22 protein-coding genes are annotated in these 26,670 nt (G+C 72.4%); 10 read left to right on the forward strand and 12 right to left on the reverse strand.

The window, feature by feature from the left end:
* The first annotated feature begins 30 nt into the window (after window positions 1-30).
* The 4 genes from Dvina_RS34010 (at window position 31) to Dvina_RS34025 (ending at window position 4,323) form a co-directional block, all read left to right on the forward strand.
* Complete coding sequence (locus tag Dvina_RS34010) at window positions 31-753, forward strand: tyrosine-protein phosphatase (RefSeq protein ID WP_246655498.1); 723 nt, start codon at window positions 31-33, stop codon at window positions 751-753.
* A 114-nt stretch (window positions 754-867) separates the two neighbouring features.
* Window positions 868-1,746, forward strand: a complete 879-nt coding sequence (locus tag Dvina_RS34015; RefSeq protein WP_223093376.1) for a septum formation family protein — start codon at window positions 868-870, stop codon at window positions 1,744-1,746.
* Window positions 1,743-2,654 (forward strand): septum formation family protein, encoded by a 912-nt coding sequence (locus tag Dvina_RS34020; RefSeq protein WP_223093377.1) that lies wholly within the window; start codon window positions 1,743-1,745, stop codon window positions 2,652-2,654. Before Dvina_RS34015 ends, Dvina_RS34020 begins: the two co-directional genes overlap by 4 nt.
* A 79-nt stretch (window positions 2,655-2,733) precedes the next feature.
* Window positions 2,734-4,323 (forward strand): ABC-F family ATP-binding cassette domain-containing protein, encoded by a 1,590-nt coding sequence (locus Dvina_RS34025; RefSeq protein WP_246655499.1) that lies wholly within the window; start codon window positions 2,734-2,736, stop codon window positions 4,321-4,323.
* A gap of 157 nt (window positions 4,324-4,480) precedes the next feature.
* On the opposite strand, the gene Dvina_RS34030 is transcribed toward Dvina_RS34025, so the two are convergent.
* The 3 genes from Dvina_RS34030 to Dvina_RS34040 form a co-directional block, all read right to left on the reverse strand.
* Window positions 4,481-4,993: a hypothetical protein gene (locus tag Dvina_RS34030; RefSeq protein ID WP_223093378.1), complete on the reverse strand. Its 513-nt coding sequence runs from the start codon at window positions 4,991-4,993 to the stop codon at window positions 4,481-4,483.
* A gap of 118 nt (window positions 4,994-5,111) precedes the next feature.
* On the reverse strand, window positions 5,112-6,101 hold the full coding sequence (locus Dvina_RS34035; RefSeq protein WP_246655500.1) for an FAD-dependent oxidoreductase: 990 nt from the start codon (window positions 6,099-6,101) through the stop codon (window positions 5,112-5,114).
* Window positions 6,102-6,158: 57 nt separating this feature from the next.
* Window positions 6,159-8,132 (reverse strand): PPC domain-containing protein, encoded by a 1,974-nt coding sequence (locus Dvina_RS34040; RefSeq protein WP_223093380.1) that lies wholly within the window; start codon window positions 8,130-8,132, stop codon window positions 6,159-6,161.
* A gap of 152 nt (window positions 8,133-8,284) precedes the next feature.
* Here Dvina_RS34040 and Dvina_RS34045 point away from each other — a divergent pair, with 152 nt between their 5' ends.
* From Dvina_RS34045 to Dvina_RS34055, 3 genes are all read left to right on the forward strand, one after another.
* A complete protein-coding gene (locus tag Dvina_RS34045; protein ID WP_246655501.1) occupies window positions 8,285-9,259 on the forward strand; it encodes a phosphotransferase family protein in 975 nt (324 codons plus the stop codon).
* Between the two features lie 48 nt (window positions 9,260-9,307).
* Window positions 9,308-11,089 (forward strand): PAS domain-containing protein, encoded by a 1,782-nt coding sequence (locus Dvina_RS34050; RefSeq protein ID WP_223093381.1) that lies wholly within the window; start codon window positions 9,308-9,310, stop codon window positions 11,087-11,089.
* Window positions 11,090-11,172: 83 nt separating this feature from the next.
* Window positions 11,173-12,636 carry an ArnT family glycosyltransferase gene (locus tag Dvina_RS34055; protein WP_223093382.1) on the forward strand — a complete coding sequence of 488 codons (1,464 nt, stop codon included), beginning with the start codon at window positions 11,173-11,175 and terminating at the stop codon, window positions 12,634-12,636.
* Here the strand turns inward: Dvina_RS34055 and Dvina_RS34060 are convergent, their stop codons facing one another.
* Both Dvina_RS34060 and Dvina_RS54695 read right to left on the reverse strand, forming a co-directional pair.
* On the reverse strand, window positions 12,637-13,077 hold the full coding sequence (locus Dvina_RS34060) for a universal stress protein (RefSeq protein ID WP_246655502.1): 441 nt from the start codon (window positions 13,075-13,077) through the stop codon (window positions 12,637-12,639).
* A gap of 197 nt (window positions 13,078-13,274) precedes the next feature.
* Complete coding sequence (locus tag Dvina_RS54695; protein ID WP_246655503.1) at window positions 13,275-13,604, reverse strand: transcriptional regulator; 330 nt, start codon at window positions 13,602-13,604, stop codon at window positions 13,275-13,277.
* A gap of 184 nt (window positions 13,605-13,788) precedes the next feature.
* Here Dvina_RS54695 and Dvina_RS34070 point away from each other — a divergent pair, with 184 nt between their 5' ends.
* Both Dvina_RS34070 and Dvina_RS34075 read left to right on the forward strand, forming a co-directional pair.
* Window positions 13,789-14,190: an ATP-binding protein gene (locus Dvina_RS34070; protein ID WP_223093384.1), complete on the forward strand. Its 402-nt coding sequence runs from the start codon at window positions 13,789-13,791 to the stop codon at window positions 14,188-14,190.
* Entirely contained in the window at window positions 14,187-14,345 is a 159-nt protein-coding gene (locus tag Dvina_RS34075) for a hypothetical protein (protein WP_223093385.1), read from the forward strand. The genes Dvina_RS34070 and Dvina_RS34075 overlap by 4 nt, the downstream gene beginning before the upstream one ends.
* A 238-nt stretch (window positions 14,346-14,583) precedes the next feature.
* Here Dvina_RS34075 and Dvina_RS34080 read toward each other — a convergent pair whose 3' ends face one another.
* From Dvina_RS34080 to Dvina_RS34105, 6 genes are all read right to left on the reverse strand, one after another.
* Complete coding sequence (locus Dvina_RS34080; protein ID WP_223093386.1) at window positions 14,584-15,003, reverse strand: GtrA family protein; 420 nt, start codon at window positions 15,001-15,003, stop codon at window positions 14,584-14,586.
* Complete coding sequence (locus Dvina_RS34085) at window positions 15,000-16,478, reverse strand: ArnT family glycosyltransferase (protein ID WP_223093387.1); 1,479 nt, start codon at window positions 16,476-16,478, stop codon at window positions 15,000-15,002. Before Dvina_RS34085 ends, Dvina_RS34080 begins: the two co-directional genes overlap by 4 nt.
* Window positions 16,475-18,550 carry a glycosyltransferase family 2 protein gene (locus Dvina_RS34090; RefSeq protein ID WP_223093388.1) on the reverse strand — a complete coding sequence of 692 codons (2,076 nt, stop codon included), beginning with the start codon at window positions 18,548-18,550 and terminating at the stop codon, window positions 16,475-16,477. Before Dvina_RS34090 ends, Dvina_RS34085 begins: the two co-directional genes overlap by 4 nt.
* A 25-nt stretch (window positions 18,551-18,575) precedes the next feature.
* Window positions 18,576-22,022 carry a PA14 domain-containing protein gene (locus Dvina_RS34095; RefSeq protein ID WP_223093389.1) on the reverse strand — a complete coding sequence of 1,149 codons (3,447 nt, stop codon included), beginning with the start codon at window positions 22,020-22,022 and terminating at the stop codon, window positions 18,576-18,578.
* A gap of 144 nt (window positions 22,023-22,166) precedes the next feature.
* Window positions 22,167-23,429, reverse strand: coding sequence for a cytochrome P450 (locus Dvina_RS34100; protein ID WP_223093390.1), 1,263 nt, complete (start codon window positions 23,427-23,429; stop codon window positions 22,167-22,169).
* A 47-nt stretch (window positions 23,430-23,476) separates the two neighbouring features.
* Window positions 23,477-24,676 carry a metallophosphoesterase gene (locus Dvina_RS34105; protein WP_223093391.1) on the reverse strand — a complete coding sequence of 400 codons (1,200 nt, stop codon included), beginning with the start codon at window positions 24,674-24,676 and terminating at the stop codon, window positions 23,477-23,479.
* Window positions 24,677-24,755: 79 nt separating this feature from the next.
* Between Dvina_RS34105 and Dvina_RS34110 the strand changes: the two genes are divergently transcribed.
* Complete coding sequence (locus Dvina_RS34110) at window positions 24,756-25,043, forward strand: hypothetical protein (protein WP_223093392.1); 288 nt, start codon at window positions 24,756-24,758, stop codon at window positions 25,041-25,043.
* A 43-nt stretch (window positions 25,044-25,086) separates the two neighbouring features.
* Here Dvina_RS34110 and Dvina_RS34115 read toward each other — a convergent pair whose 3' ends face one another.
* Window positions 25,087-26,478, reverse strand: a complete 1,392-nt coding sequence (locus Dvina_RS34115; protein ID WP_223093393.1) for an MFS transporter — start codon at window positions 26,476-26,478, stop codon at window positions 25,087-25,089.
* Between the last annotated feature and the right edge of the window lie 192 nt (window positions 26,479-26,670).

Here is a 26,670-nt window from a genome sequence, read left to right on the forward strand (position 1 = left end):
CCCGAGCGGCCGGCGCTAAGGTTCGATGCCGTGCGCAGCTATGAGCATCCCAACCTGTTCAACTTCCGTGACCTGGGTGGATACCCGACGGCCGACGGGCGGGTGACCCGCTGGCGGCGCCTGTTCCGGTCCGACTCGCTGAGCCGCCTCGACCCCGCCGACGCCGCCTCGTTCACCGCCCTCGGCGTGAAGACCGTCATCGACCTGCGCCGGCCCCGGGAGGTGGAGCGGGACGGGCGCGTCCACGCGTTCGCCGGCCTGACGTACCACCATCTGCACCCGGCCCACGCGGAGTGGGAGGCGGCCGTCGACGCCGACGAGCCCGACGACGCCCGCTGGCTGGCCAACCGCTACCTCGACATGGCCACCGACGGCCGGGCCGCGATCACCGCCGCGGTCGAGGTGATCGCCGACGCCGGCAACGCGCCGGTCGTCGTGCACTGCGTCGCCGGCAAGGACCGCACGGGCGTGGTGTCGGCGGTGACGCTCGGCGCGCTCGGCGTGCCCGACGACGTGATCGCCGAGGACTACGCGCTGACCCAGGGCGCGCAGGAGCGCAGCCTGGCCTTCCTGCGCGCGCTCAACCCGGAGGTGGCGAAGATGCCCACCCGCTGGCTGGCCTCCCCCGCCGAGACCATGACGATGTTCCTCGACGACCTGCGGTCGCGACACGGATCGATTCGGGGGTACCTCGGGCTCCCCGAAACCACGTACGCCCGCCTGGAGGAGCACCTGCTCGAAACGCCCGCCTGACGGCGCCGCGCAGATCGTGAACCCGGCTCGGCTTTTCGGGTGATTCCGGCAGGGCCGGGATGCTGCCATAGTGCCCTCGCAATATTCGCGGGGGAGGCACATCCAATGAAGCGCGTGGCGTTGCTGGCGTGTGCCGTGGCGCTCGCCGCGGTGGCGGCCGGCTGCGGCGGACCGACGGTGGGCGACGGGGACCTGACCGACGACTGGGCGATGCTGGCCACGGCCAAGGTGCCGGAGCCGGCCGCCGGCTCCTGCTGGACGTCCTCGGCCAACCAGGTCCGCGACACCACCATGTCGGAGGCGCAGCTGCAGCCGTGCGACATGGACCACGTCATCGAGACGGCGAGCGTCGGGCACTTCACCGGCGAGGCGGCCGCGGGCCGGAAGCGGCCCACCGGGGCGGCGCTCGCCCCGGCCTGGGCCGACTGCGACAAGGCCGTCACCGAGTATCTGGGCGCCGAGTGGCAGTCCGGCCGGGTGGTCGCCGTGCTCGTCCCGCCGAACCCGTGGCAGTGGGACGGCGGCGCGCGCTTCTACCGCTGCGACGTCGTATCCGTGCGCACCGAGCTCGGCGTCCTCGACCCGCGCAAGACCACGATGAAGGGCGCCCTCGGCCCCACCGGCGATCTGCGGCTCACCTGCGGCCAGCAGGTCGGCATGACGAAGGACAGCTGGTCGGACATCACGCCGGCCAAGTGCGAGGAGCCGCACGACGTGGAGTACGTCGGCACCATCTCCAGCCCCGCCGCCGACTACCCGACCGGCGCCGGGGTCGAGGCCGCGTTCAGCAAGACGTGCGAGGCGAAGATGCTGGCGTACATCGGCATGAGCCGCGGCAGCTGGAACGGCCAGCGGGCGCTCAACTACGGCTACTGGATGACCGGCAACAAGGACACCTGGGCCCTGGGCAACCACACCGCCCGCTGCTACGCCCTGATCAGCGGCAAGAAGGTCAACCGCTCGCTGCGGGGCGCCGGGGACGTGACCGTGTGAGGCCGGCCCGGGCCATCCGCACCGCCGCGGCCGTCCTGCTCCTGACGAGCGCCCTCGCCGGCTGCGCGAAGCCCGGCGGGACCGACGGCGACCTGCTCGACGACTGGGCGATGCTCGGCGCCGCGAAGGTCCCCGAGCCCGTCGTCGGGCAGTGCCGGGACTCGACAGGCCTCAACGCGTACGACCCGGCCGCCTTCGACGGGCCCTTCAAGGACGTCCCGTGCGACGGGCCGCACCAGTTCGAGATCGTCGCCACCGGGCAGCTGCCCGCCGACCTCGCGGCATCCGGCGAGCGGCCCGGGCGGGACCGGTTCGCGGCGCTGTTCCCGCAGTGCGAGGACCTGGCCGCGAAGTACCTCGGCGGCGAGTGGCAGGCCGGGCGCCTCTACCTGTACCTGCAGCCGCCGAGCACCACCCAGTGGCGCGGCGGGGCCCGGTTCTTCCACTGCGACGTCGCCGCGATCGGCCCCGACGGCGACACGATCGAGCCCGCCACGACGAGCGTCAAGGACGCGGTGCGCGCCGCGGGCCCGCTCGCCCAGGGCTGCTTCGTGACCGCCGGCGCCGACGCCGACAACCTCTTCGCCACCGCCACGCCGATCGCCTGTGACCAGCCGCACGACATGGAGTACGCCGGATACGTCACCGCGCCCGCGAAGTCCGACTATCCGAAGACCGACGACGCCAACGACGACCTGTTCGGCACCGCGTGCGAGAACAAGATGCTGGCGTACCTCGGCATGTCCCGGGCCACGTACGACAGGCAGAAGGACATCTACTACGTGTGGTGGCGCCCGTCCGGCCAGGCCGGCTGGAACGCGGGCGAGCACTCGTCGCGCTGCTACTTCCTGCTGCACAACCGCAAGCTGAGCCGCTCCGTGAAGGGCATCGGCGACGCCACGCTGTAGGACGCTGTGCTACCGTCGAAGGCGATGTGATCTCCAGACCTTCCCGCACCCGCGCCTGAGGACCGTTGCGTCCCGGCGGGTGGAAGTGTCTACCGTCTGGTGGTCCTCCTTGCTACCCCTCATCGCCGACGACCTCGTGCGCACCTACGGCAACCGCCGCGTCCTCGACGGCGTCTCGCTCGTCGCCGCCCCCGGCCGCCGCATCGGCCTGATCGGGGAGAACGGCACCGGCAAGTCGACGCTGCTGCGCCTGCTGGCCGGCGCCGACACGCCCGACGGCGGCACCGTCACCCGGCCGGCCGACCTCGGCTACCTCCACCAGGAGATGCCGTACGAGCCGGCGGCCACCGTCGCCGACGTCGTCGCCAACGCCCTGCACGAGTCCCGCACCTGCCTCGCCGGCATGGACGAGGCCCTCGCCGCCGGCCGCCTCGACGACTACGCCGCGCTCCTCGAGCGGGCGCAGCAGATCGACGCCTGGGACGCCGACCGCCGGGCCGATGTCGTCATCGGGGGTCTGGGGCTTGTGGGGGTACCGCCGCAAAGGGCTCTGGAAACGCTGTCGGGCGGGCAACGCGGACGGCTCGCGCTCGCGGCACTGCTGATCCGGCGCCCGGGCGCGCTGCTGCTCGACGAGCCCACCAACCACCTCGACGACGGCGCCGCCGCGTTCCTCGAAGAGCAGCTGCGCACCCTGCCCGGCGCCGTCGTCCTGGCCAGCCACGACCGCGCGTTCCTCGACGCGGTCTGCACCGACGTCGTGGACCTCGACCCGGCAGTGGACGGCCCGACGCGCTACGGCGGCGGCTACTCGGCGTATCAGGACGCGCGCCGCGCCGAACGCGAACGCTGGGAACGCCGCTTCGCGCAGGAGCAGGAGGAGCTCACCGCCCTGCGCCACGCCGTCGCCGTCACCGCCCACGAGGTCGCGCACAACCGCCCGAAGCGCGACAACGAGAAGATGAACTACGGCCGCACCACCGGGCGGGTCGAGGGCCAGATCTCGCGCCGGGTCCGCAACGCCGCCCGCCGCCTCGACACGCTGACCCGCGAGCAGGTCCGCAAACCCCCGCCCCCGCTGCGGTTCCGCCCGCCCGACCTGCCGGTCGCGGACGGCCTGCTGCTGAGCGTGCGCGACCTGCACGTGCCCGGCCGCCTGACCCTCGACTTCCTGGACCTGGCGGCCGGCGAGCACCTCCTCGTCACCGGCGCCAACGGCACCGGCAAGTCCACCCTCCTGGCCGCCCTGGCCGGTCGCCTGCCGGCCGAGGGCATCCACCGCCGCCGCGGCCTGCGCGTCGCCCTCCTGGCCCAGGACACCGCCTTCGACCGCCCGGACCTGACCGCGGCCGCCACCTACGAGCTGGCGCTGGGCGAGCAGCGCGCGGCCGCGGTGCCGCTGCGCTCACTGGGCCTGCTCGGCGCCCGCGACGCCGCCCGCCCCGTGGGCGAGCTTTCCGTGGGCCAGCGCCGCCGCCTCGACCTGGCCCTGCACCTGGCCGACCCGCCCGACGTGCTGCTCCTGGACGAGCCGACCAACCACCTCTCCCCCACGCTGTGCGACGAACTGGAAGCGGCCCTGCAGACGAGCCCCGGCACGTTCGCCGTGGCGAGCCACGACCGCTGGCTGCGCAGCCGCTGGCCGGCGAGGACGCTGGAACTGCGGTGACCGCGGCGCGCCCGCCCGCGCACCGCAACGATCAGGAACGGACGGCTTGCACGGCACGGCCCGCTTGGACCAGGGGACTTCGCACCCCGAGGTCGTAGGAGTCGTGCCGGGCGCGCGGCCCGTGGGCGTGCCGTCGCGCTTCGGCCGGCCGTGGCGATCAGCCGGTGGTGGCCGTGGCGAGGGGAAGCTCGGCGCGTTCGCCGGTGGCCTCGTCCCAGACGTCCACGTGGCGGCCGTCCGGGGGGCGGTGGCGGGGGTTGGTCAGGAGGCCGGCGAAGCGCTGGACGCCGTTGTGCCACCACGTGCCGGCCGGCAGCCCGAAGAGGTCGGCGTCGAGGTCCGAGTGGACGGTGACGGTGAGGTCGGTCCAGGCCGGGCCGGGGGCGGCGGGCGGGGTGGTGGCGTGGATCGTCGTCGTGCGGGACAGCTCCGTGTACCACATGCCGGAGCGGATGATGTCCGCTACCGGGCGGGGGGCGGCCGGGACCGTCGCGCCGCGGACGGTGGCCGACAGGGCGCCGTTGTGGTGGAGGGTGACGTCGACAGTGGGTGTCGACGGGGCCAGGCGGAGCAGGTCGGCGGCGGTCCAGGCGGCGATGACCAGGGGCCAGTCCGCGGCCGGGTAGGCGCCGAAGTACAGGCCGGGGTTGGCCTTCACGGAGCCGGCCACCGACCTCACCCGAGTGCGAAGACTCGGTAACCCGTTGTCAGCCACGGCGGAGACTTTTGCAGTCGCGCCCTTCGATGTCCAGACCCTTGCACCCTGCCGTTGAGATTTAACAGAAGTCCTAGGGGGTGAGCTGCGCGACGGCGGCGCGGCCGGCCCGGTTGGCGCCGACGGTGCTGGCGGAGGGTCCGTAGCCGATCAGGTGCAGGTTCGGCTCGCGGACGACCCGGGTGCCGGCCATGCGGATGCCGCCGCCCGGCTCGCGCAGGTGCAGCGGGGCCAGGTGGGTCAGGGCGGCGCGGAAGCCGGTGGCCCAGATGATCGCGTCGAACGGTTCGAAGTGGGAGCCCCACACGGCGCCGCCCGGGACCAGGCGGTCGAACATCGGGTGGCGGTCCAGGGCGCCGCGCTCGGCGGCCCGGCGGGTCAGTGCGGTCCAGCCCAGGCCGGTGACGCTGACGACGCTGCGCGGGGGCAGGCCGGCCTCGACGCGGGCGGCGACCCGGGCGACGACGGCGCGGCCGTGCTCCTCGCTGAACTCGCCCTCGTGGAACACCGGCTCGCGGCGGGTCACCCAGTATGAGGAGGGCAGCTCGGCCAGCAGGTGGATGGCCGAGGCCCCGCCGCCCACGACCAGCACGCGCTGATCGGTGAACGCCGAGGGCCCGCGGTATGCGGCGTAGTGCCTGGACGTACCGGCGAAGTCGGCAATGCCGGCGACGAACGGCACGTAGGGCGCGCTCCAGGTCCCGGTGGCGTTGATCACGAACCGCGCGGAGAGGCCCGCGACGTCGAAGCGGCCGTTCGCGAGGCGCGACACGGACCGCACGACGGCCGGCCGCACGACGGGCAGCGAGAAGGCGGCCTCGTAGGAGCGGAAGTACGAGGACACGACGTCGGCGGCGGTGCCGGACGCGGGCGGGGAGAACGGCAGCCCGGGCAGGTCGAAGATCCGGTGCAGGGCCGAGACCGAGAGCGACGGCGACCGGTACTGCCACGCGCCCCCGGGCCCGGCGGCGGCGTCGAACACGGCGAAGGACAGGCCGCGCCGCTGCAGCCAGTACGCCGCAGCCAGCCCGGCCTGCCCCGCCCCGATCACCGCCACATCCACGTCCACATCAGCGCGAACGCCGCCGCGGACCGGGATCATGCCGGTCAGTGAGCAGCCTTACTTCGCCTTGCCCTTCACCAGGGCCCAGGCGGTCGTGTTGAGCGTGTCCTCGGTGCCGAGCAGACCCTCGTCCGGCGTGTACGCGTCCTCGCCGAAGTCGTAGTCGTAGTCGTCGGCGGTGCCGCCGACGTTGTCGGGGCCGACGCCGAACAGGCCCGGGAACGCGCCGCCGGCGTCCATGAGGTTCGGGGTGCTGTTGAGCGGGTCGGTGTGGAAGTTGCCGTACAGGTGGCCGGCCTCGTGGGAGATCACGTTGCCGAGCGCCGTGCCGATGAACTTGATCTTGTTGCTGGCCGGCGTGATGTACGTGTTGAGCGACGCGTCCTCGCCGGCCGGGTCGCTGAGGATGTCGAGCAGGATGATCGCGCTGTCCTCGGTAGCGTAGTTGCCCGGGTCGATGTACTGCGCGATGCCGATCGTGTCGATGCCCGACTCGGCGACCGTGCCGCCGACGACGAGCCGGTGCACGTTGGGCTGGCCGAACGGGTCGGCGTCGTCGCGGCTGTTGAGGATCTTCAGGCCGATGCGCGGGTCGGTGCCGCGGGCCTTCGCGTCGGCCAGGATGTTCTCCCGGACGGTGGCGATGACCTGGTTGATCACCTTGTCCTCGTCGGCGGCGCTGAGGCCCCACCGGCCGAGGAAGCCCTGCAGCGGGCTGAGCTGGCGCACGCCGGGGCCGCCGAAGATGGCGGTGTTGATGCGGGCGCCGTCGAAGTCGAGGAACAGGGTCTGGGTGGTGCCCGCCTCCAGCGACTCGGGCCCGGGCCGGTACGCCTCGAGCGTGACGTCGTACTGCCCGGAGGTACCGCCGATCTGCAGCGTGTAGCGGCCGTCGCGCGGCGCCACGTAGGACACGACAGCGTTGCCGCCGCCCGGCAGCGGCGAGGCGGGCGCGTAGATGAAGCTGGCGTCCTGGTCGGAGCCGAAGACGACGCGGCCGCCCGGGTCGCGCACGGTCAGCAGGTTGCTGTTGCCGGTCACCGATGCGCCGATGACGTCGCCGGCGAGCAGGTCGACGGCGTAGAAGTCGAGGTCGGGGTACGCGAGGGAGGCGGTCAGGCCGTAGGCGCCCTCGCGGCCGGCACCGAGGCCGCTGCCGGAGTCGAACGGGTCCTCGGGCAGTGCGGTGCCGAGGCCGTAGCCGGAGACCAGCAGGAAGTAGTCGCCGTCGGCCGGGATGGTGAAGTCGAGCAGGCTGAGCAGGCCCGGCCCGCCGTCGTCGTCGGCGGCGATGAGCACGCCGGCCGCGTTGTACAGGCTGATCACCGTGTCGGTGCTGCCGCTGGTCCCGGCGACGAGCTGCTGACCGGCCCGGGCGTGGACCCGGGAGAAGTCGAAGTCGCCGCTGCCGTCGCCGGCGCTGCCGTGCGGGCCGTCGCCGATGGTGCCGGTCGTGGTGTACGCGTTGCGGCTGGTGCCCAGGCCGAACTCGTAGGCGAGAGGGATCGACCCGTCGTCCTCGGTGGCCGGGTTCAGGGTCGAGGGGCTCACCGAGTCGGGCGAGAACTGCCCGAGGATGCGGACCTTGTTGTTGAGCTTCTTGCCGGTGCCGAAGCCCTTGATGAGCTCGGCGGTGGCGTGGGAGTCGTTCGAGCCGTGGGTGCCCTTGGGCTCCGCCTCGTCATGGATGATCGGGCTGGCCGCCGCGGCGAGGGACTTGTTCTGCGTCTTCTTCTGCTGGGCGCGGGCGGCGGACGCGGCCTTGGCCTGCTCCGACCAGTAGTACTTGTCGACCTTCGACGGGTCGCGCAGCAGCGCGGTGTACGGGTTCGCCGTGCCGTTCGCGGCCAGTTTGCCCACCGCTGTCTGCTTGGGCACCACCTGGATGCCGGCGGCCAGCTGACGCTTGATCCCCGCCTGCAGGTCACCGTACGGCGACGAGGGTGCCGCGCTCGCCGGTGCCTGGGCGACCACCACCACGGTCCCGGCGATCAAGCCGGCCACGGCGATGCTCGCGAGCCTTTTCCTCACTTGGCCTCCCCATTGAGTAAGGCTGTTTCGAGCACGCTATGACCAGCAAGGTCACTTGCACCACCCTTTCCGCGGGAAATATCTCGATCAATGCGTAATGCGATCTTGCAACCGATCGTCGTCAATGTATTACGCTCCGGTACGGTGGACCGGTGCCCGCCGCCATCAGCCCGACCCAGCAGCAGCTGACCCCGCAGGCCGTCGCCGCCCTGCTCCACCGGCGCTTCGGCCGCATCGCCGTCCACTGTGGACCGCTCTCCGGCGGCACGTTCGCCGCCGTCTGGGCGGTCACGCTCGATGACGGCACGGAGGCCGTGGTCAAGATCGGCCCGCCGCCGGGCGTGCCGCTGCTGCGCTACGAGCGCGGGATCATCGCCGCCGAGGCCCGCTACTACCGCCTCGCCGGCGCCCGGCCCGGTGTGCCCGTCCCGCCGGTGCTCGACGCGGACGACGACGTCATCCTCGTCGGCCGCCTGCCCGGACGCCCCCTGTCGGAGCTGCCGCAGGAGCAGCAAGCCACTGCGGCTCCCGGTGTACGCCGAGCGCTCGGCGCCGCACTGCGCGACCTGCACGAGGTGCGGGGTGAGCGGTTCGGCTACGACGGCGAGGGGCGGGCGAGCGGCGGCACGTGGCCGGAGGCGTTCGCGGCGATGACCGCCGACCTGCTCGCCGACGGCCGGGACTGGGGCGTCGAGCTGCCCGTCGCCGGCGACGCGATCCTGGCCGCGGTGGACCGGCACGATCGCGCGCTGCGGGAGGTACAGACGCCGGCTCTTGTGCACTTCGATCTGTGGGACGGCAACATCCTGTGCCACGAGGGCCGGCTCACCGGCCTGGTCGACGGGGAGCGCTACTTCTGGGGTGACCCGCTGTACGACCTGGTGTCGCCGGTCCTCGGGCGGCGGATCGAGGAGGAGCCGTCACACCCGCTGCTGCAGGGGTACTTCGGGGCGGTGCCGCACGCGTTCACACAGGCGCAACGGACGCGGCTCAGGCTGTACCGGATCCAGTTCAGCCTGCTGCTGCTGATCGAGATGCCGAGCCGGGCCATGGTCGGCGACACGGAGCGCGAGCGCCGGGACTGGGTCACGCCGTGGCTGCTGAAAGATCTTCGCGATCTGGGCTGATCAATCACAATATGGTATGAATGACGTCACCTACGGTGAGGGCGGTCGATGGACAAGCTGGAGGGCAGGCGGCTCCTGGCCGGTTACGCCGGGCTGATGGCGGCGCTCGCGCTCGTGCTCGCCGTGTGGCCCGCCCTCGACTCCGTCGTGTGGGCCGCGATCGGCCTGAGCTCGGCCGGTGCGATCGTCGCGGGCATCTCGCGGCACCGGCCGCAGCACCCGGGCCCCTGGTGGGCCCTCGCCGCCGCGCTCGTCGCGATGATGATCGGCGACTTCGTCTACGGCCTCATCACCGAGACGCAGCCCGAGCCGCCGGTGCTGGCCGAGCTCGCGTACCTCGCGATGTTCCCGATCGTCGCCGTCGCCCTGGTCGGCCTGACCCGCGGGGGCGCCTTCCTCGAGGACCGCTCGCGCCTGCTCGATCTGCTCGCGCTGGGCACCGCCGCGCTGCTGGCCGGCTGGGTCTTCATCGCCTCGCCGCACATGGCGACCGGGATGAGCGCCGCCGACTGGTCGACCCAGGCCGCGTTCACGCTCGGTGACGTCATCGTCCTCGTGGTCACCGTCCGGCTGCTCACCGCATCGCCGCGCAACAGCGCCGCACAGCTGCTCGCGATCGGCGCGGCCGGCATGCTCGTCGGCGACGTGGCCTACGGCGTCGCCCAGGCCGACGGCGGCCTGCACCCGGGCGGGCCGGCCGACTTCGCATACGTCCTGCTGTACGCCGCGTGGGGCGCCGCCGCCCTTGACCCGTCGATGGCCAGGCTCACCGCGCCGCCGCCCGGCGCCGTGCGCGGCCCCCGCGAGCCCGTCCGCGGCCTCGGCCTGGCCCTGCTGCTGGCCTGCGTCGCGTTCGCCCCGCTGGTCCTGCTCGTGCAGGCCCTCACCGGCGGCGTCCACGACGGCCCGATGATCGCCGTGACCTCCGGCATCACGCTCGTCCTGCTCGTCGTGCGGCTCAGCGACGCGGTGGGCCAGCACGCCGGCGCCCTGCGCCGGGAGCGGGCCCTGCGCGAGACCGGCACCGTCCTCGTCGGCGCCCACGACGCCGGCCAGGTCGCCGCGGCCGTGAAGGCCGCCGTCGCCACCCTCCTGCCCGCCGAGGCCCCGCACGCGATAGTCGTCGACTTCAGCCTCACCGACCTGCTGCCCCTCGGCGAGCTGTCAACGCCGCGCATCCAGCCCGTCGGCGACATCCCGCCGCTGTGGGGCGCCAAGCTCTCCGAGTGGGACCACGTGCTGGTCTGCCCCCTCGACGCCGGCGTGCTCTACGTGGCCGGCCGCCGCCGCGACCTGCTGACCGCCGTCGACGCCGTCTCCGTCGTCGCCGGCCAGGCCGCGCTGGCCCTGGCCCGGATCGGCCTCACCGAGGCGGCCAGCCGCCGCGACAGCGACGACTACCTGCGGGCCGTCACCGAGCACGGCGGCGACGTCGTGCTCGTCCTCGACGACGACCAGCGCATCCGCTACACCAGCCCGTCGGTCACCGAGGTCCTCGGCATCTGGCCGACCCCGTTCGCCACCCTCCGCGAGATCGTCGCCCCCGAGGACCGCGACCAGGTCGCCCGCACCGTCGAACGCGCCCGCGCCGAGGACCGCGACGGCACCCGCGACCAGTGGAGCCTGCGCCGCCCCGACGGCCGCCGCATCCTGCTCGAGGTCATCTTCCGCGACCTGCGCGACGACCGCCTGGTCCGCGGCATGGTGGTCACCCTCCACGACATCACCGAGGACCGCCGCGCCGGCCACGAGCTCCTGCGCCGCGCCTTCACCGACACCCCGGCCGCCCAGAACCGCGACAGCTCGGCCCGCAAGTTCACCGGCCCCTGACGCCGCGCCATCCAGATCACCATCGCCTCCGGCGCCGCCACCGTCCTTGCCACCTACTCCCCTCGGCTGGAGGATGACGATCCATGGGGGAGCCGAGCACCGACGACCGCGTCCCGGTCCCGGTCTGGATCATCGCCGCCGCGTTCGTCGCGCTCGAGCTGGCGTTCAGCACCGCGTACGGCTTCCAGCAGGACGAGCTGTACTTCATCGCCGCCGGCCGCCACCTCGCGCTCGGCTACGTCGACCAGCCGCCCCTTGCCGTGCTCCTCGACCGCCTGGCCGTGCTGCTCGGCGGCGTCCACCCCGCGGCCGTGCGCGTCCTGCCGGCCCTCGAAGGCGGCGCGATAGTCGTCCTCGCCGCCCGCCAGGCCGCGATCCTCGGCGCCGGCCGGGCCGGGCGCATCCTCGCCGCCCTGTGCCTGGCCACCGCGCCGGTCCTGCTCGGCGCCGTCCACATCGCCAACACCACCCCACCGGCCCTGCTGGCCTGGACCGTCGTCGTCCTGTGCGCCAGCACCGCCGTCGCCCGCGACCGCCCCCGCCAGTGGCTCGGCGCGGGCGTCGCCGCCGGCCTCGGCCTGCAGACCAACAACCTGATGGCGCTGCTGCTGCTGGCCCTCACCGCCGGCCTCCTGGCGACCCGCCGCCTCGACGTCCTGCGCTCCCCCTGGCCCTGGCTGGCCGCCGCGATCGCCGCCGTCATCTGGCTGCCGAACGTGCTGTGGCAGGCGACCCACGGCTGGCCGCAGTTCGCGATGGCCGCGGCGCTGCACCGGCAGAACACCTCGGCGGCCGCGTACCTGGGCGGCCTGCCGGCCCAGCTCATCTACGGCGGCCTGCTCACGTTCCCGATCCTCATCGCCGGCGTGGTGCGACTGTGGCGGACCCCTTCGGTGCGGTACCTGGCCGTCGCCGTGTCACTCGTCGCGGTGTACGTCCTGGCCTGGGTTCCCGGCAAGCCCTACTACACCTCCGGTCTGCTGCCGGTGGTACTGGCGGCCGGCTCGGTGGCCACGGAACGCTGGTTCGCTCGCGGCAGACACCCCCGGCTCCGGCCGCCCCTCGTCGTCGGGCCCATCCTGCTGGCGACGCTCGTGACCCTGCCGTCGGTCCTGCCGGTCTGGCCCGTGCGCGACCTGCACGCCCACCCGACGGGCAACGACGTCGCCGACACCGTGGGCTGGCCCCAGCTGGCCGCCTCCGTCGAGGCTGCGGTGTCGGCGGGCCCGCGGCCGACCTCGATCTTCACCGGCAACTACGCGGAGGCGTCGACCCTTGACGTCCTGGGCCGCGCCGATCTGCCGCCGGTGCTGTCGGGGCACAACGCGTACTCCATGTGGGGCCCGGGCAGCGCCTCCGACACCACCGTCCTGGCCGTGGACGCCGCCGACCGCCTGCGTCAGTACTTCGCCGACTGCCACCCGGTCGGCACGTTCACCGCCCCGCACGGCGTGGACAACGACTTCAGCCCTCTGGACCTGAGCCTGTGCACGGGTCCGTCCGCCGGCTGGCCCGAGCTGTGGCCCCACCTGACCCACTACGACTGATCACGGCACGACGGTGACGGGCCAGCGCCCCGCCTTCACCAGCCGTACCGCGAGCGACCCGATGAACCGATGCCCGAACCGCCGGCTCGCGCCCACCACGACGGCATCGGCCCGCAGCTCGGTGGCCACCCTGACCAGCTCCTGATACGGGTCCCCCCGCACCGCCACGAAGTCGGTGCTCACCCCGGTGTGCAACGCCCCCTCGTGCACCTGCCGCCGCATGTCCTCGGTCGACTCGGCAACAGCCTGCTCGACCGCCCCGGCCGCCTCAGCCACCAACCGGCTGGCCGCCGGCGCCCCGGTCACGAACACCACCACCAGCCGAGCCCGCTGCCGCCGCGCCAGCCCGGCCGCGTAGGCCCCGGCCCGCATGGACGTATCCGTACCGTCGACCCCAACCACAATGACCTTGGGCCCGTCGGTACCGTACTCGAACTGCACGCGAACAGGATGCCCCAACCGACCCGCACCTTCACCCCGGGACCGCGCCAACCTCCGGGTCGTGAAGAACTTGTCATGTACCGCGTCGAGCCGAGGCCACCAGCGACCGCCCGGCCGGCAACCGCGGGGGTGGCGGTCAGTCGGCGGCCGGCGGGCGGGCTCGCAGGTAGGACAAGACGGCCCGGACCCGGCGGTCGTCAAGCGGTGTGCCGGCGATCGCGAGGCGGTCGAAGATATGCTGGATCTGCGTGCCGACCGTCTTCGGCGACACGTCCAGCCGCGCGGCGATGCCCCGGTCGGTGAGCCCCTTCGGCCATCAGGGCGAGGACGTTACGCTCCCGCGGCGACAGCACTCGCAGCGCGGCCGGGACCGCCGGCCTGTTCAGCAGCGCCTCGACAAGTGCGGCGTCCACGACGACCTCGCCAGCGTGGACCCGCCGGACGGCGTCGCGCAGCGCGTACCGGTCCATGACGCGGTCCTTCAGCAGGTACCCGACGTGCGTGCGGCGGTCGTCGAGCAGTTCCACCGCGTAGGCGGCCTCCAGGTACTGCGAGAGCACCAGGACCGCGGTCTGCGGATAATCGCGCCGGATCCGCGCGGCCGCCCGGCTCCTCGACGACGCTACCGACCAGCTGCGGCAGTCGCTCGCCCAGCTGCGCGATCTGGCCCGCGGCCTGCACCCGGCCCTGCTCGCCGAGCGCGGTCTCGCCGTGGCCGTGGCAACGCTCCTCGACGGCGCCCGGGTCGCCGCCACGCTCGCCGCCGACCTGCCGGCCCGGCCCGACCCGGCGATCGAGGCTGCCGCCTTCTTCGCGGTCGCCGAGGCACTGCAGAACATCACCCGCCACGCCCCGGACGCCCGCGCCGCGGTCACGATCCGCGCGGCGGACGGCCGCCTCACGGTCACGGTCGCCGACGACGGCCCGGGCGGGGCCGACCAGGGTGCCGGCACCGGCCTGCGCGGCATCACCGACCGCGTCGCCGCCGCCGGTGGGACCCTGCTGATCAGCAGCCCACCCGGACGGGGCACGACGATCACGGTCGATCTGCCGATGTTCAGGATTTTTCCCGATGCCCCACCCCTCGCACCGGTGGTTCCCTCGACGACATGACCACCACCACCACCGCGATTCGCCGCATCGGCGTCCTCGCCGCCGCACTGGCCGGGCTGCTCGCAATCGGGGCCGTGGCCGCCCGGCCGGCCGCGGCCATCGGAACGCTCAAGCAGGTCTGGAGCCACCGGTACGTCCACGGCGTCACCCGCTGAGCCCGCCCGGGTCCGCCGCCGCCCCGCCATCGCCGCGGTGGGCGGCGGCTTGCGCCGGCCGGGGTGGGGTTCGTCGTCGCTGGCGAAGCGGTCGGCGAAGCGGCCCGCGTCCAGCAGGCGGAGCAGGGGGATGTAGCGCATCTCCAGCGAAGGTCCGGTCGCCGGCGGTCGAGCCGCGCAGCTCGCGCTCGTAGCCGAGGGCGTAACGTCAGCGCGAACGCGACCGCCAGGCGACCGATCAGGACGAGGTCGTGCGCCACGCCGGAAGCATGGAAGGGGCCCGGTAGATGAAGCGCTCGGTGACCGCGAACCGCAGGACGAACGCGAACCCCAGCGTCACCACGTTGGCGAGCAGCTCCGGCATGCCCCAGTAGGACACCAGCACCGTGAGCAGGGGTAGGCGGACGGCCAGGTCGAGGTTGTTCAGGACCGCGAACCGCGCCAGCCGGACCCAGCCTCGGGCCGACGAGCGGCGGGTGCGGTACACCCACAGATCGACAAGCACGAAGTTCCACAGGATTGCCACCTCGGTCGCGGCGACGGCGGCTGCCAGGTAGTGGACGCCGAGCGAAGTCAGCAGCCACATCACCGCGAGGTTGGGCGCGATGCCCGAGGCGCCGGCGGCGCCGAAGGCGGCCAGCCGCAGCGCGACCTTCACCGGGTCACCTTCCGGATCTCGATGTCGCCGAAGCGCTCGACCGGCTGGGACTCGGTGATGGCGCGGCGCAGCGTGGGCAGCCCGGACAGGGTGCTGTCGGCCTGCGGGGCCAGGACCACGTAGTCGATGGAGGCGGCGCCGTCGGGGAGTGTCTCCTCCATGACGGCCGGGTCGGTGTCGACCTTCCAGAGCCAGACCGGGCTCGTGAAGCCGGCGAGTTTCAGGTCGAGCCAGATGTAGTCGTCGGTGACGACGACCTGGTCCTTCGGGACGTGGTCGATGACCCACTTGGTGGCGGCGCGGGAGTCGGCGCTGCCGTCGGTCTTCGACTGGGCGTACATCGTCGTGGACCAGGCCGGGACGACCACGAGCAGGGCCAGGGCGGCCGGGACGGCCACGAACGCGAGCCGCAGCCGGGACAGGACGCCCGCGACGAGGAGGGCGGCGAAGGGGAGCATGGCGATGACGTAGGCGAAGGGCAGGTAGCCGCCCCGGCACATCATCACGACCTGGATGAGCAGGGCCAGGGCCACGGGCCGCAGGGGCTTCACGAAGAAGGCCGGCAGCACCAGCAGTACCCCCGCCAGCAGGAGATAGGGGTCGAGGTCGACCCAGGAGTGGGCCAGGGCGTAGGTGCCGGACGACGGGTCGAGGAGGCTGCCGCTGCCGCTGCGCCCGAACAGCTGCCACCACAGCGCCCAGCTCAGGCTCACGTGGCCGTCGCCCGGGACGAGCTCGTTCTTCAGCAGGGCGAAGACCGGGTACGACGCGACGAGCCCGGCGAACGTCACGCCGAACAGGCCCAGGTTCCAGACCCTCGTGCGGCGGTCGGTGTGCTGGACGAGCAGCCAGACCAGGGCCGGCAGCAGGATGACGGCGGTCTCCTTGCACAGCACCGCGCCCGCGAACCACACGGCGCTGTACAGGGCCGCGCCGACGCTGCGCCGCGGTGAGGCGGCGGCGGCCAGGGCGGCGATGGTGAACATGGTGGCCAGGTTGTCGAGGAACACCATGCGGTGGAAGAAGACCGCGAGCGGGCTGAGCGCGAACAGGGCCACGGCGACCGCCGACCAGGCCCGGTTGAAGCCGAGGCGGCGGGCCAGCAGGAACAGCAGCGCGCAGCTCACGAGGACGGCGATGAGCATCACCTCGCGGCCGACCATGACGCCGCTGGGGGCGCGGGCGAAGCCGTCGGTGAGGCCCGCATAGCCGGCGATGATGGCCCAGCCGAGGAACGGGTGGTCGTACCAGTACGTGTAGTGGGCGAGGGAGCCGTGGTCGAGCATGGCCCACGCCTGGTCGACGTAGGTGCCCTCGTCGTCGTTGATCCGCCCCGGCCAGCCGTGCAGGTTCCAGCCGTTGACCAGGCCGGCGACCAGCAGCAGCGGGGGCAGGACCCACCAGGAGCGACGCTGCGGCCGCGACGCGACGGGCGGGTCGGCGACGTCCGGCGCGTGTTCGATGACCGCCGTCATGACGCCAGCACCGGCCGGTGGTGCCCGCCGTGCGCCGTCTTGTGCCACACGGTGTTGCCGTCGACGTGCTGGTACACGGCCCAGAACGCCGCCGCCATCAGCACCCACTGATACACCGGGGCGCCCACGAGCAGGAACGCGTAGTGCCGCCACAACACCCGCTGCCGGTAGGAGCGGGCGAACTCCCGCAGCCCGATCAGCTGCGTCGCGAGCGTGATGACGATCGGCAGGAACGGCGCGTACATCAGCATCGCCACCGCGACCGGCACCTTCAGCCACACGATCGTGGCCACCGACAGCGGCAGCAGCAGCGCCGAGAACGCCTGCAGGAACGGTGTCGCGAGGATGTACCCGGCCAGCAGCCGCTGCCGCAGCGTCGGCAGCGTCGACCAGCGCCCTTCGAGCAGGATGCTGAGGAACCCCTGGTTCCAGCGGACCCGCTGCCAGAACAGTGATCCCGCCCGCCGATCGCCGATCGTCTGGGGTACCTCCTCACGCGTAGCCAGCTCCGGCTCGTACGCGGCGACCACGCGGGCCCCGTACTTGGTGCACAGCAGCACCCCGAGCGCGCAGTCCTCGGTCAGGTTGTCGGGCCACCCGCCGGCCCGCTCGAGCAGGTCGCGGCGGATGAACACGGTGTTGCCGCCGAGCGGGACGAACCCGGTCCGCACCTGGTAGAACATGCGGCTGGTGAACCAGAAGAAGTACTCCATGACGTTGTGCACCTTGAACCAGTCCCGGGCCCGCGTGCCGAGCGTCATCAGCTGGACCCCGCCCTGCACGACGTCGGCGCCCGTGCGCTCCAGGAGCGTGTCGACCCGGCTCAGCAGCTGCGGGGCCACGTCGTCCTCGGCGTCGACGACCCCCACGACGCTCCCGGTGGCGACGGCGAGTGCGGCGTTGAGCTGGCGCGGCTTGTTGGACCGCGTGTAGGCCCGGATCACCGTGCGGACCCGCCCGTGCGGATCGGACTCCGCCTGCACCCGGTGGACCTCGGCGATCGTCGCGTCGTCGCCCTCGCACAGCGAGACCAGGATCTCGAAGTCCGGATGGTGCTGCTGCAGCAGGTGCTGCAGGGTGCCGGCGATCACCGCCTCCTCGTGCAGGGCCGGCACGATTATCGAGAACGTCCGTCGCGAGATGCGCTCGGTGTCGGCGGGCCACTTCATCTGCTCGACCGCCTCGGGTGTGCGCCACCCGTAGAGCCGCCACCGCACCTCCAGGGCGCCGACGACGGTGTTGTAGAGGGCGACGAGCGTCACCAGCAGTGCCAGCACCGCCGCCCCGGACAGCGGGGCCGCGGCCAGCCCGACGGTGACCGCCGCGAGCAGCGCCAGGGCCGTGCCCCACCGTGCGACGGGCGTGGCGAACCAGGTCGCCGCCCGCAGCGCCGGCAGCTGCCGCAGGTACAGCAGCCCCTGCCGCAGATCGCCCTTGCTCTCCCCGGCCAACCGCGCCCCGAACTCCAGCGGCACCTCGGTGCGCCGCAGCCGCGGGTACCGGGCCAGGATCTCCAGCAGGATCTTGAACCCGCGGGCCCGCAGCCGGTCGGGGTCGACCCGGTCGAGGCGCACCCCGAAGAACCCGGTCATCGGGTCCGTCACGCCGCGCAGCGCGACCGGGAACGCGGCCCGGGCCAGCAGCGTCGAGCCGGTGGACACCACCCGGCGCAGCGGCCCGTCGAGCCCGCCGCTGCTGCCGCCCTCCCGGTAGCGGCTGGCCATCACCAGGTCGTGGTCGTCGAGCGCGGCGAGCATCGCCGGCACCAGCTCCGGCGGGTGCTGCAGGTCGGCGTCCATGACCAGCACCTTGGTGGCGCGGGCCCGCCGATAGCCGTCGGTGACCGCGCCGGCCAGGCCGCCCACCCGCTCGGCCCCGCTGCGGTGGAAGACCCGGACGGTCAAGGGCGACACGGCAGCGGCGATTGCGGCGACCGTATCGCCGGTGTCGCTGTCGTCCACGAAGAGCAGCTCGACATCGCTGAGGACCGCACTGAGCCGTTCGATGAGCGGGCCGACGTTCTCCTCCTCGTGCCGGCAGGGGATGACGATCGTGGCCTGTGGGATGGTCACGGAATCTCCTCGATCTCGACGACAATCACAACCGGACGACCGAACAGCGCGCCAGTGCGCCGCCACCGCGCTCGAAGTACTCGACCGTGATCGTGTGGTCGCCCTCGAGCAGGGTGGTGTCGTACGTGAAGGTGGCGGGTGGGTGTTCGGACCAGCCGTCCACGACCACGTCGGCGTCGACGAGCACGCGGATGCCGTCGTCGCTGGTGGCGGTGATGCGGTAGGTGCCGGCGGCGAGGTGGTCGGTGCGGGTCCAGCGCACGGCGAACCCGTCGGCGGGGACGGCCGGGCCGGGCGAGCCGGTGCCCCAGTCGAAGTCGATGGCGCCGTCGGTGCGCAGCATGGCCGGGGCGCCGCTCATGTCCGGGGTGGCGTAGTAGGCGCCGGTCCAGCCGGCCGGTGCGGCGACGTCACCGACGCGCCTGTAGCCGAAGTGCAGGCGGGCACCGGCGGCGTGCTCGTAGTATTCGACGACGATGTCGTGAACCCCGCCGAGCAGCGAGATGTCGGCGCTGAACCCCTCGTTCTGGTCGCGCCACTTGTCGACGATCGGCAGCCCGTCGACGAAGACCCGCACACCGTCGTCGGCGGCGCCCTCGAAGCGGTACAGCCCGGCCGGGAGCACGACGCTGCGGGTGTAGCGCGCCGAGAAGTCGTCGGGCCCGATCCCGTTGCCGGGCCCGCCGTCACCCCACTCGTGGTCCACGCCCGTCTCGGCGACGACGAGCTCGTGGCCGTTGCCGGTGTACGTGGCCACGTAGGGCGACGGGGCCGGCAGGTCCCCGGTCCGTTGCCAGCGCAGGCGGGCCAGGGCGCCGCCGCCGTTCTCGTAATACTCCATGACGATCGTGTGTGCGCCGTTGCCCAGCGGCAGCCGTGCGGTGCGGTCGGTGGCGCCCTGGTCGCGCCAGTGGTCGATGGCGAGCTGCCCGTCGACCCACAGCCGCACGCCGTCGTCGGTCGTGGTGGTGAAGTCGTAGTAGCCGGCGGACAGCGTCAACGCCCTCGACCATCGGGCCGCGAAGTGGTCGACGTCGACGGTAGTCCCGGGACTGCCGTCACCCCAGTCGAAGTCGACCTGGGCCTCGTCGCGCTGCAGCGTCGGTGCGGTCGTCGGCATCGTGGGCTGGTCGCCGGCGCCGGGCGTGTTCCAGTACTGCGCGGTGAACACGTCCCGTGGCTGGTCCGGCGTCGTGTCCCAGGCGAGCCGGGCGCTGGCGTCCACGACGTTGTCGTAGAACTCCATCCGGATCGCGTGCGGCCCGGCGCCGAGGTCGGCCACGTAGTCGTAGGCGGTCGGCCCCTGGTCGTGCCACTGGTCGATGACGAGGTCGTCGTCGATGTAGAGCCGGGCCCCGTCGTCGGAGGCGATCGTGAACCGGTAGCGGCCGTAGGCGAGGTACTCGGTCTTCGTCCAGCGGGCCGAGAAGTGATCGGCATCGACGCCCGGACCGGGCGAACCGGTCGACCACACGAAATCGACGTTCCGGTCGGCGCGGACCAGCGCCGGCGATCCGGCCAGATCCTGGTTGTTGAAGTACTCGCCGGTGAACGGCGCCGACGGGGCGTAGGTGGCCGTGAACGTGGCGTCCGCGGCCGGCGTCGTCACGAAGTGCCGGACCGCACCGCCGTCGGACCAGCCGGTGAAGTGGTAGACGTTCCCGGCCGCGTCCGTCGCCGTCGGTGGCGCCGCGAGCTCGCGCTGGAACCCGGTCACGCCCTGGACGGTGTCGGGTGTGGCGATCGGGACGCCGTCGAGGGTCAGGCCGAGCCCCGGCGGGCTTGTCGTGAACGTCATCGTCGACGTGCGCGGGTGGATGAACACCGATTTCGCGCTCGACAGCCCGTTGCGGTCGGTGACCGTCACCTTCACCTCGAACCAGGTGTTCGCCGAGGCCTCCCCCGTCACCGGGATCGTGAACTGTCCGACCCGCCCGGTCAGCGGTCCGGCGAACGGGTGCACGTGGGTGTTGTGGTGCAGGAACACCTCGGTCTTGATGTCGCCGTCGGACACGTCGTAGCCGGCCGCGTCGTTGCCGAAGGCGTTGTACGTGATCGTGTCACCGGCGTTGTACGCGCTGCCGTCGACAGGGGCCGCGATGCGCACGGCCGGCGGGGTGCCGACCTGGATGACGATCGGCCGGGAGGTGACGGTGGTGGCGCCGTCGGACACCGTGAGCGTCGCCGAGTAGACCCCGACGGCCGGGTACACCTTCGTCGGGTTCGGCGCCGTGCTGCTGCTGCCGTCGCCGAAGCTCCACGCGTAGCGCAGGTCGTCGCCGTCGGGGTCGGCGCTGCCGGCCGAGGAGAAGTGCACGGTCAGCGGGGCGCCCCCGCCGGTGACGTCGGCGGCGGCGTGCACGGTCGGCGCGCTGCCGGCCGGGCTGTACGCGACCCGGTACAGCTGGCCCGGGAAGTACGTGAGGTAGTACAGCGCCCCGTCCGGGCCGACCTTGAGGTCGACGACGCTGCCGGCCTCCGGATCGAAGTCCTCGACCCGGGCCACCTGCCCGTCCGCGTCGAGCACGGCCCGGCGGATGAACCCGCGGGAGTAGTCGCCGAAGAACAGGCTGCCCGCGTACTCGGCCGGGAACTGGGTGCCGTGGTAGACCGGCCCGGCGGTGACGGCGCCGCTGCCGCCGTCGTGGTTGTACGCGGTGACCGGGTCGGTGTACCCGGCACAGGCGCTCGCGCAGCGCCCCTCGTGGACGGGCCAGCCGTAGTTGCCGCCCCTGACGACGAGGTTGAGCTCCTCCCACGTGTAGTCGCCGACGTCGCCGGCGTAGAGCCGCCCGGTGGCCGCGTCGAACTGGAAGCGCCACGGGTTGCGAAACCCGTACGCCCAGATCGCCCCGAGCCGGCCCGGCTGCCCGGCGAACGGATTGTCGGCGGGAATTGACCCGTCCGGATTGATCCGCAGAATCTTGCCGTGCGGATTGGAAAGGTCCTGCGCATTCGGCGGATATCCGTTGTCACCGACGGCGAAGTAGAGTTTGCCGTCCGGGCCGAACCGGATACTTCCGCCGACGTGCAGCAGCTGCGAGGGCGACTGCGTCTCGAAAATGGTGTACGGGCCTTCTGTCCCGACATCGCCGGACGCGTCGAATCGCACCAGGTGATTGCGCAGATCGTGCCCGGTGTAATAGCAGTACACCCAGTGGTTCGCGACGCCGAACCCCGGATCGAACGCGATGCCGATCAGCCCGCGGTCACCGGACGCCTCCGACGGCAGGTCCGCGAACGGCTGCGCGAGCAGCCGCCCGTCCTTGAAGATCTTGATCTTGCCGGTGCGTTCAAGGATGAAGATCCGCCCGTCGGGGGCGATCTCGAACCCGCTGGGCCCGTCCAGGCCCGCCCCCACCACCAGCTGCGTGGCGAACCCGGGCGGCGTCGCCGCGCGGGCCGCGGGCATCGGCCCGAGCACCGCGGCGACAAGCGCCAGCACGAGGAGGAACGGCAGCGATCTGCGCACGCCGAGAATGCTGGCCCCGCCATGTGAGAGACGCGTGGCGGTTGCACCAATGGGCCGTCACAACCCTGATTCGGCGCCGTTTCCAGCAATTCGAGAATGCTCGTCCGGGCGGTGCGGATGACGCAAGCCGAAACACGCCATTGGTCAGATCGTCACCGGCAGCGATTCGAACCCGCGCAGCACCCGGGTGGTACGTCGATGTGGTTCGCCGTCGATGCGCAGGTCGGGATAGCGCTCGAACAGCATCCGCAGCCCGATCTCACCCTCCAGCCGGGCCAGGGCCGCGCCGAGGCAGTAGTGCGCGCCGCCGGAGAACGACAGATGCTCGCGGGCGTTCGCCCGGGTCACGTCGAACTCGTCCGGATGCTCGAACACGTCCGGGTCGCGGTTGGCGCCGGCGAGCATCGACATCACGACCTGCCCCGGCTCGATCCGGGCGCCGCCGAACTCGGTCGCCCGCCGGCACACCCGGGCGGTCACCTGCACCGGCGAGTCGTAGCGCAGGGTCTCCTCGACGGCGTTGCCCCACCGCTGCGGTTCGTCGCGCAGCACGGCCAGCTGCTCCGGGTGGCGCATCAGCAGCCAGGCCCCGGTGCCGAGCAGGTTCACCGTCGTCTCGAACCCGGCGGCCAGCAGCAGGCCCGCGGTCGCCAGCAGCTCGTCCTCGCTCAGGTCGTCGAGCTGGACCAGCTGGCTCAGCAGGTCGTCGCCGGGCTCGCGGCGCAGCCGGGCGAAGTGGCCGCGCATCCAGTCGTTGACGCGCTTGATATTGACTTCGGTGCGGCGGTACGTCGAGAAGCCCAGCCCCAGATCGAGCGTCGGCGCGGCCGCGTTGCCCCACGCGAGGAACTGGCGGCGCATGTCGAGCGGGACGCCGAGGATCTCCGCGATCACCGTCACCGGCAGCAGCGAGGCGAAGTCGGCGACCAGGTCGACCGGCTTGTCGCGCAGGAGCTCCGCGCAGGTTTGCTCGATGCGCGGCCGCAGCCCCTCGATGGCCCGGGCGGTGAACACCTTCGAGACCAGCCGCCGGTACCGGCCGTGGTCCGGCGGGTCGGTCACCAGCATCGACGGCGGGTCGACGGGCCCGATCGGCGAGCTGCGCCGGCTGTAGCGGAAGACGGCGCCGACCAGGCCCGGCATCGCCCGGTCGGAGAAGCCGACCCCGAACGCGTCGTGGCGCAGGACGGCCCCGGCCAGGTCGTGGCGGGCGGTGGCCCACATGAGCCGGCCGCGCACGACCGGACCGGCCGCGCGGACGGATGCGTAGAAGGGGTACGGGTCGGCCCGCACCGCCGGATCATTGAAGAACCGGGCCTGCTCGTCGCCCTTGCGGGCGGCGGCGCGGATGCCCGCGCGCATGAGCCCGTGCTTCGTGCCCCACCGCAGCGCCGTCCCCGCAAGCATGCCGCACCCCCTTGGTACCCCACGGTACCAAGGGGGTGGGCGCGGGTCTAGCTTCCCTCGACCGCCCCGGCGCGCAGGGTGATCTCAGTGATCTCACTCGGGGCGAAGACCCGGAACGGCGGGCCCCAGAAGCCGGTGCCGCGGCTGGTGTAGAGCTGCGTGCGGTCGCTGTGGCGGGTCAGGCCCTGCACGACGGGCTGGTCGAGGCGGACCAGGTAGTGGAAGGGCCAGATCTGGCCGCCGTGGGTGTGCCCGGAGATCTGCAGGTCGATGCCGTGGGCCACGGCCGCGTCGATCTGCTTGGGCTGGTGGGCCAGGAGCAGGACCGGCAGCGCGGGGTCGGCGCCGTCGAGGGCCAGCGCGTGGTCGGCGCGGTGACCCTCCAGGCCGGTCCCGGCGGCGGTGCGGTCATCGACGCCGGCCACCACGAGCCGGTCGCCGCCGCGCTCGACGACGACGTGCCGGTTGTGCAGGGGCTCCCAGCCGAGGGCCTGCATGTGGTCGAGCCAGCCCTGGGCCTCGCCGAAGTACTCGTGGTTGCCGGTGACGTAGACGCGGGCCAGCCCAGCCCGGATGTCGCCGAGCGGCGCCGCCTGCGCGGTGCGCATGCCGACCGTCCCGTCGGCGATGTCGCCGGTGTGGGCGACGATGTCGGGGTTGAGGGAGTTGACGACCTCGGTGACGCCCTTGGACCAGGCGACGCGGTCGATCGGGCCGTAGTGGGTGTCGGTGAGCTGGACGAGCCGGAGGCCGTCGAGGCCCGCCCCGAGCCTCGGGATCCGCACCTCGACCCGGCGGACCCGGGGGACGCGCATCGCCTCGCGGTACCCCCACAGGCCCAGACCCAGCGCGACGACCGCGGTGAACCCGGCCGCCACCCGCGACCGCACGGGGTCGTCGACGCCGGCGGCCAGCAGGGCGAGGCGCAGCACGTCGCCGATGACGGCCCAGACGAACAGGATCCAGATCGCGCCGAGGATGGTGTCGGCGGTGCGGCTGGCCCAGTCGACGCCGCGGCCGTGCCCGAGGAACATCAGGAACGGGAACGTGACCATCGCGGCCGCGAACACCACCGTTCCGAGGACCTGCACGCCCGCCGGCCAGTCGTTGCCGGCCATGACGAGCGACCACCACGGCACCCCGAACAGCAGCGCGAGCACCAGCCCCACGGTCGCCGCGAACGTCAGGGAGCGCAGCAGCGACCGCCGCCGCACGGATTCTCCGGGAACCGCCTCAGTACTCGCCATCCGACAATCATGACACGCAGTGCCATCGTGAACCTGAGAGCGGGCTGTGCGGCCGGTTGCGATCTGGGATCATGGCGCCGTGCAATCGACGCTGGCGATAGCCCGCCACTGGTGGCGGGGCACGACGCGGGGCGCCCGGGTCGTAGTGGCGGCCGCCGTTGGCGGCGCCGTCGTGGGCGCGGCCCTGGGCCTGCTCGTGCTGGAGTCCGGCGGCGCGGCCCTGGCGGTGGCGGCGGTGGGCGTCATCGTGGCGATCGCCCCGCTGCGCGGCATCGCCGAGCGGTGCATGGGCGTGGCCGCGCTGGTGCCGGCCTCGGTCCTGTGGTTCATGGTGTGGAGCGCCTTCGGCTTCCCCGGACCCGGCTGAGCGGCGCCCGGAAGACCCGGACGCCGCCCCGCCGTAGGAGAACCTATTCGTCGATGCGCTGGCCGCCGACCGAGACGGCGGTCAGCGGCGTGGCCACGTGCTCGAGGGACTTGCCCTCGGCGTCCACGCCGAGGAACACCTCGACCAGACCACCGATGATCATGACGGCGGCCCCGATGAGGTACCCGATGAACAGCTGCCCCGGGTCGGTGCCCTCGCCGATCAGCCAGCCGTAGAAGATCGGGCCGATGGCGCCGAAGCACTGGGCGATCGCGAAGAACACCGCGATGGCCTGGGCCCGGATCTCCAGCGGGAAGATCTCGGAGACGGTGAGGTACGCCGAGCTCGCCCCCGCCGAGGCGAAGAAGAAGATGACGCACCAGGCGAGCGTCTGCGTGAACGCGTTGAGGATGCCGGCGTCGAACATCCAGGCCGAGATCGCCAGCAGGACCCCGGACAGGATGTAGGTGCCGGCGATCATCTTGCGCCGCCCGATGGTGTCGAAGAGGTGCCCGAGCAGCAGCGGCCCGGCCAGGTTGCCCACGGCGAAGGCGATCAGGTAGATCGGGGTCTTCTCCGCGTCGACGTGGTAGAACTTCGACAGCACGAGCGTGTAGGTGAAGAAGATCGCGTTGTACAGGAACGACTGCGTGATCATCAGCGAGGCCGACAGCGTCGAGCGGGCCGGCAGCTTCGTGAACAGCACCTTGATCAGCGCAAGGTAGCCGTGCCCGGAGGCGGGCTTGACCTCGATGGCGTCGCGGTCGTCGACCGGGGCGAGGGTCTGCCCGGAGCGCTCGACGTCGCCCTCGATCTGCTGGATCGCCTCTTCGGCCTCCCGCTCACGGCCGTGCATGATCAGCCAGCGCGGGCTCTCCGGCAGGTGCCGGCGCAGGTTCCAGATGAGCAGGCCGATGATCGGGCCGATCAGGAAGCCCAGCCGCCAGGAGATGTTCAGCGAGATGTGGTTGAGCAGCACGTAGGTGCCGAGCGTGCCGATGATGGCGCCGCCCCAGTAGGTGCCGTTCACGCCGATGTCGACGCGGCCGCGGTACTTGGCCGGCATCATCTCGTCGATCGCGGAGTTGATCGCGGCGTATTCGCCGCCGATGCCGGCTCCGGCGATGAACCTCGTCAGGTAGAGGAAGACCAGGCCGAAGGCGTCGTTGCCCCAGGTCAGCGCCGTGAGGGCGTTGCCGGCCAGGTAGACGCCGAGGGTCACGACGAAGAGGTTCTTGCGGCCGAGGGCGTCGGAGAGCCGGCCGAAGAGCAGCGCGCCGAAGACCTCGCCGAGCAGGTAGACGGTGGCGATGGCGCCGACCTGCGTGCTGGAGAGCCCGAGGGTCTCCTGCTTGTTCAGCACGGCCCCGACGGCGCTGGCGATGGTGATCTCGAGGCCGTCGAGCACCCAGGCGGTGCCCAGGGCGATCACCATGCGGGTATGGAACGGCGCCCACGTCAGGCGGTCGATCCGGGCGGGGATCAGACTTCGGATGACCCCGCCGGTCGAGGCCGATGCGGATTGCGTGTCAGCCAATGTGCACCTCCCAGGCGCCTTGGGGACGACGATGTGCCCCTCTGCGACAGCACCTTCCCGCTGGGTCAGACATCAAAACCCACCACTTGA

The organism is Dactylosporangium vinaceum (genome assembly GCF_019904175.1).
In the GTDB taxonomy this organism is placed as follows: Bacteria; Actinomycetota; Actinomycetes; order Mycobacteriales; family Micromonosporaceae; genus Dactylosporangium; species Dactylosporangium vinaceum.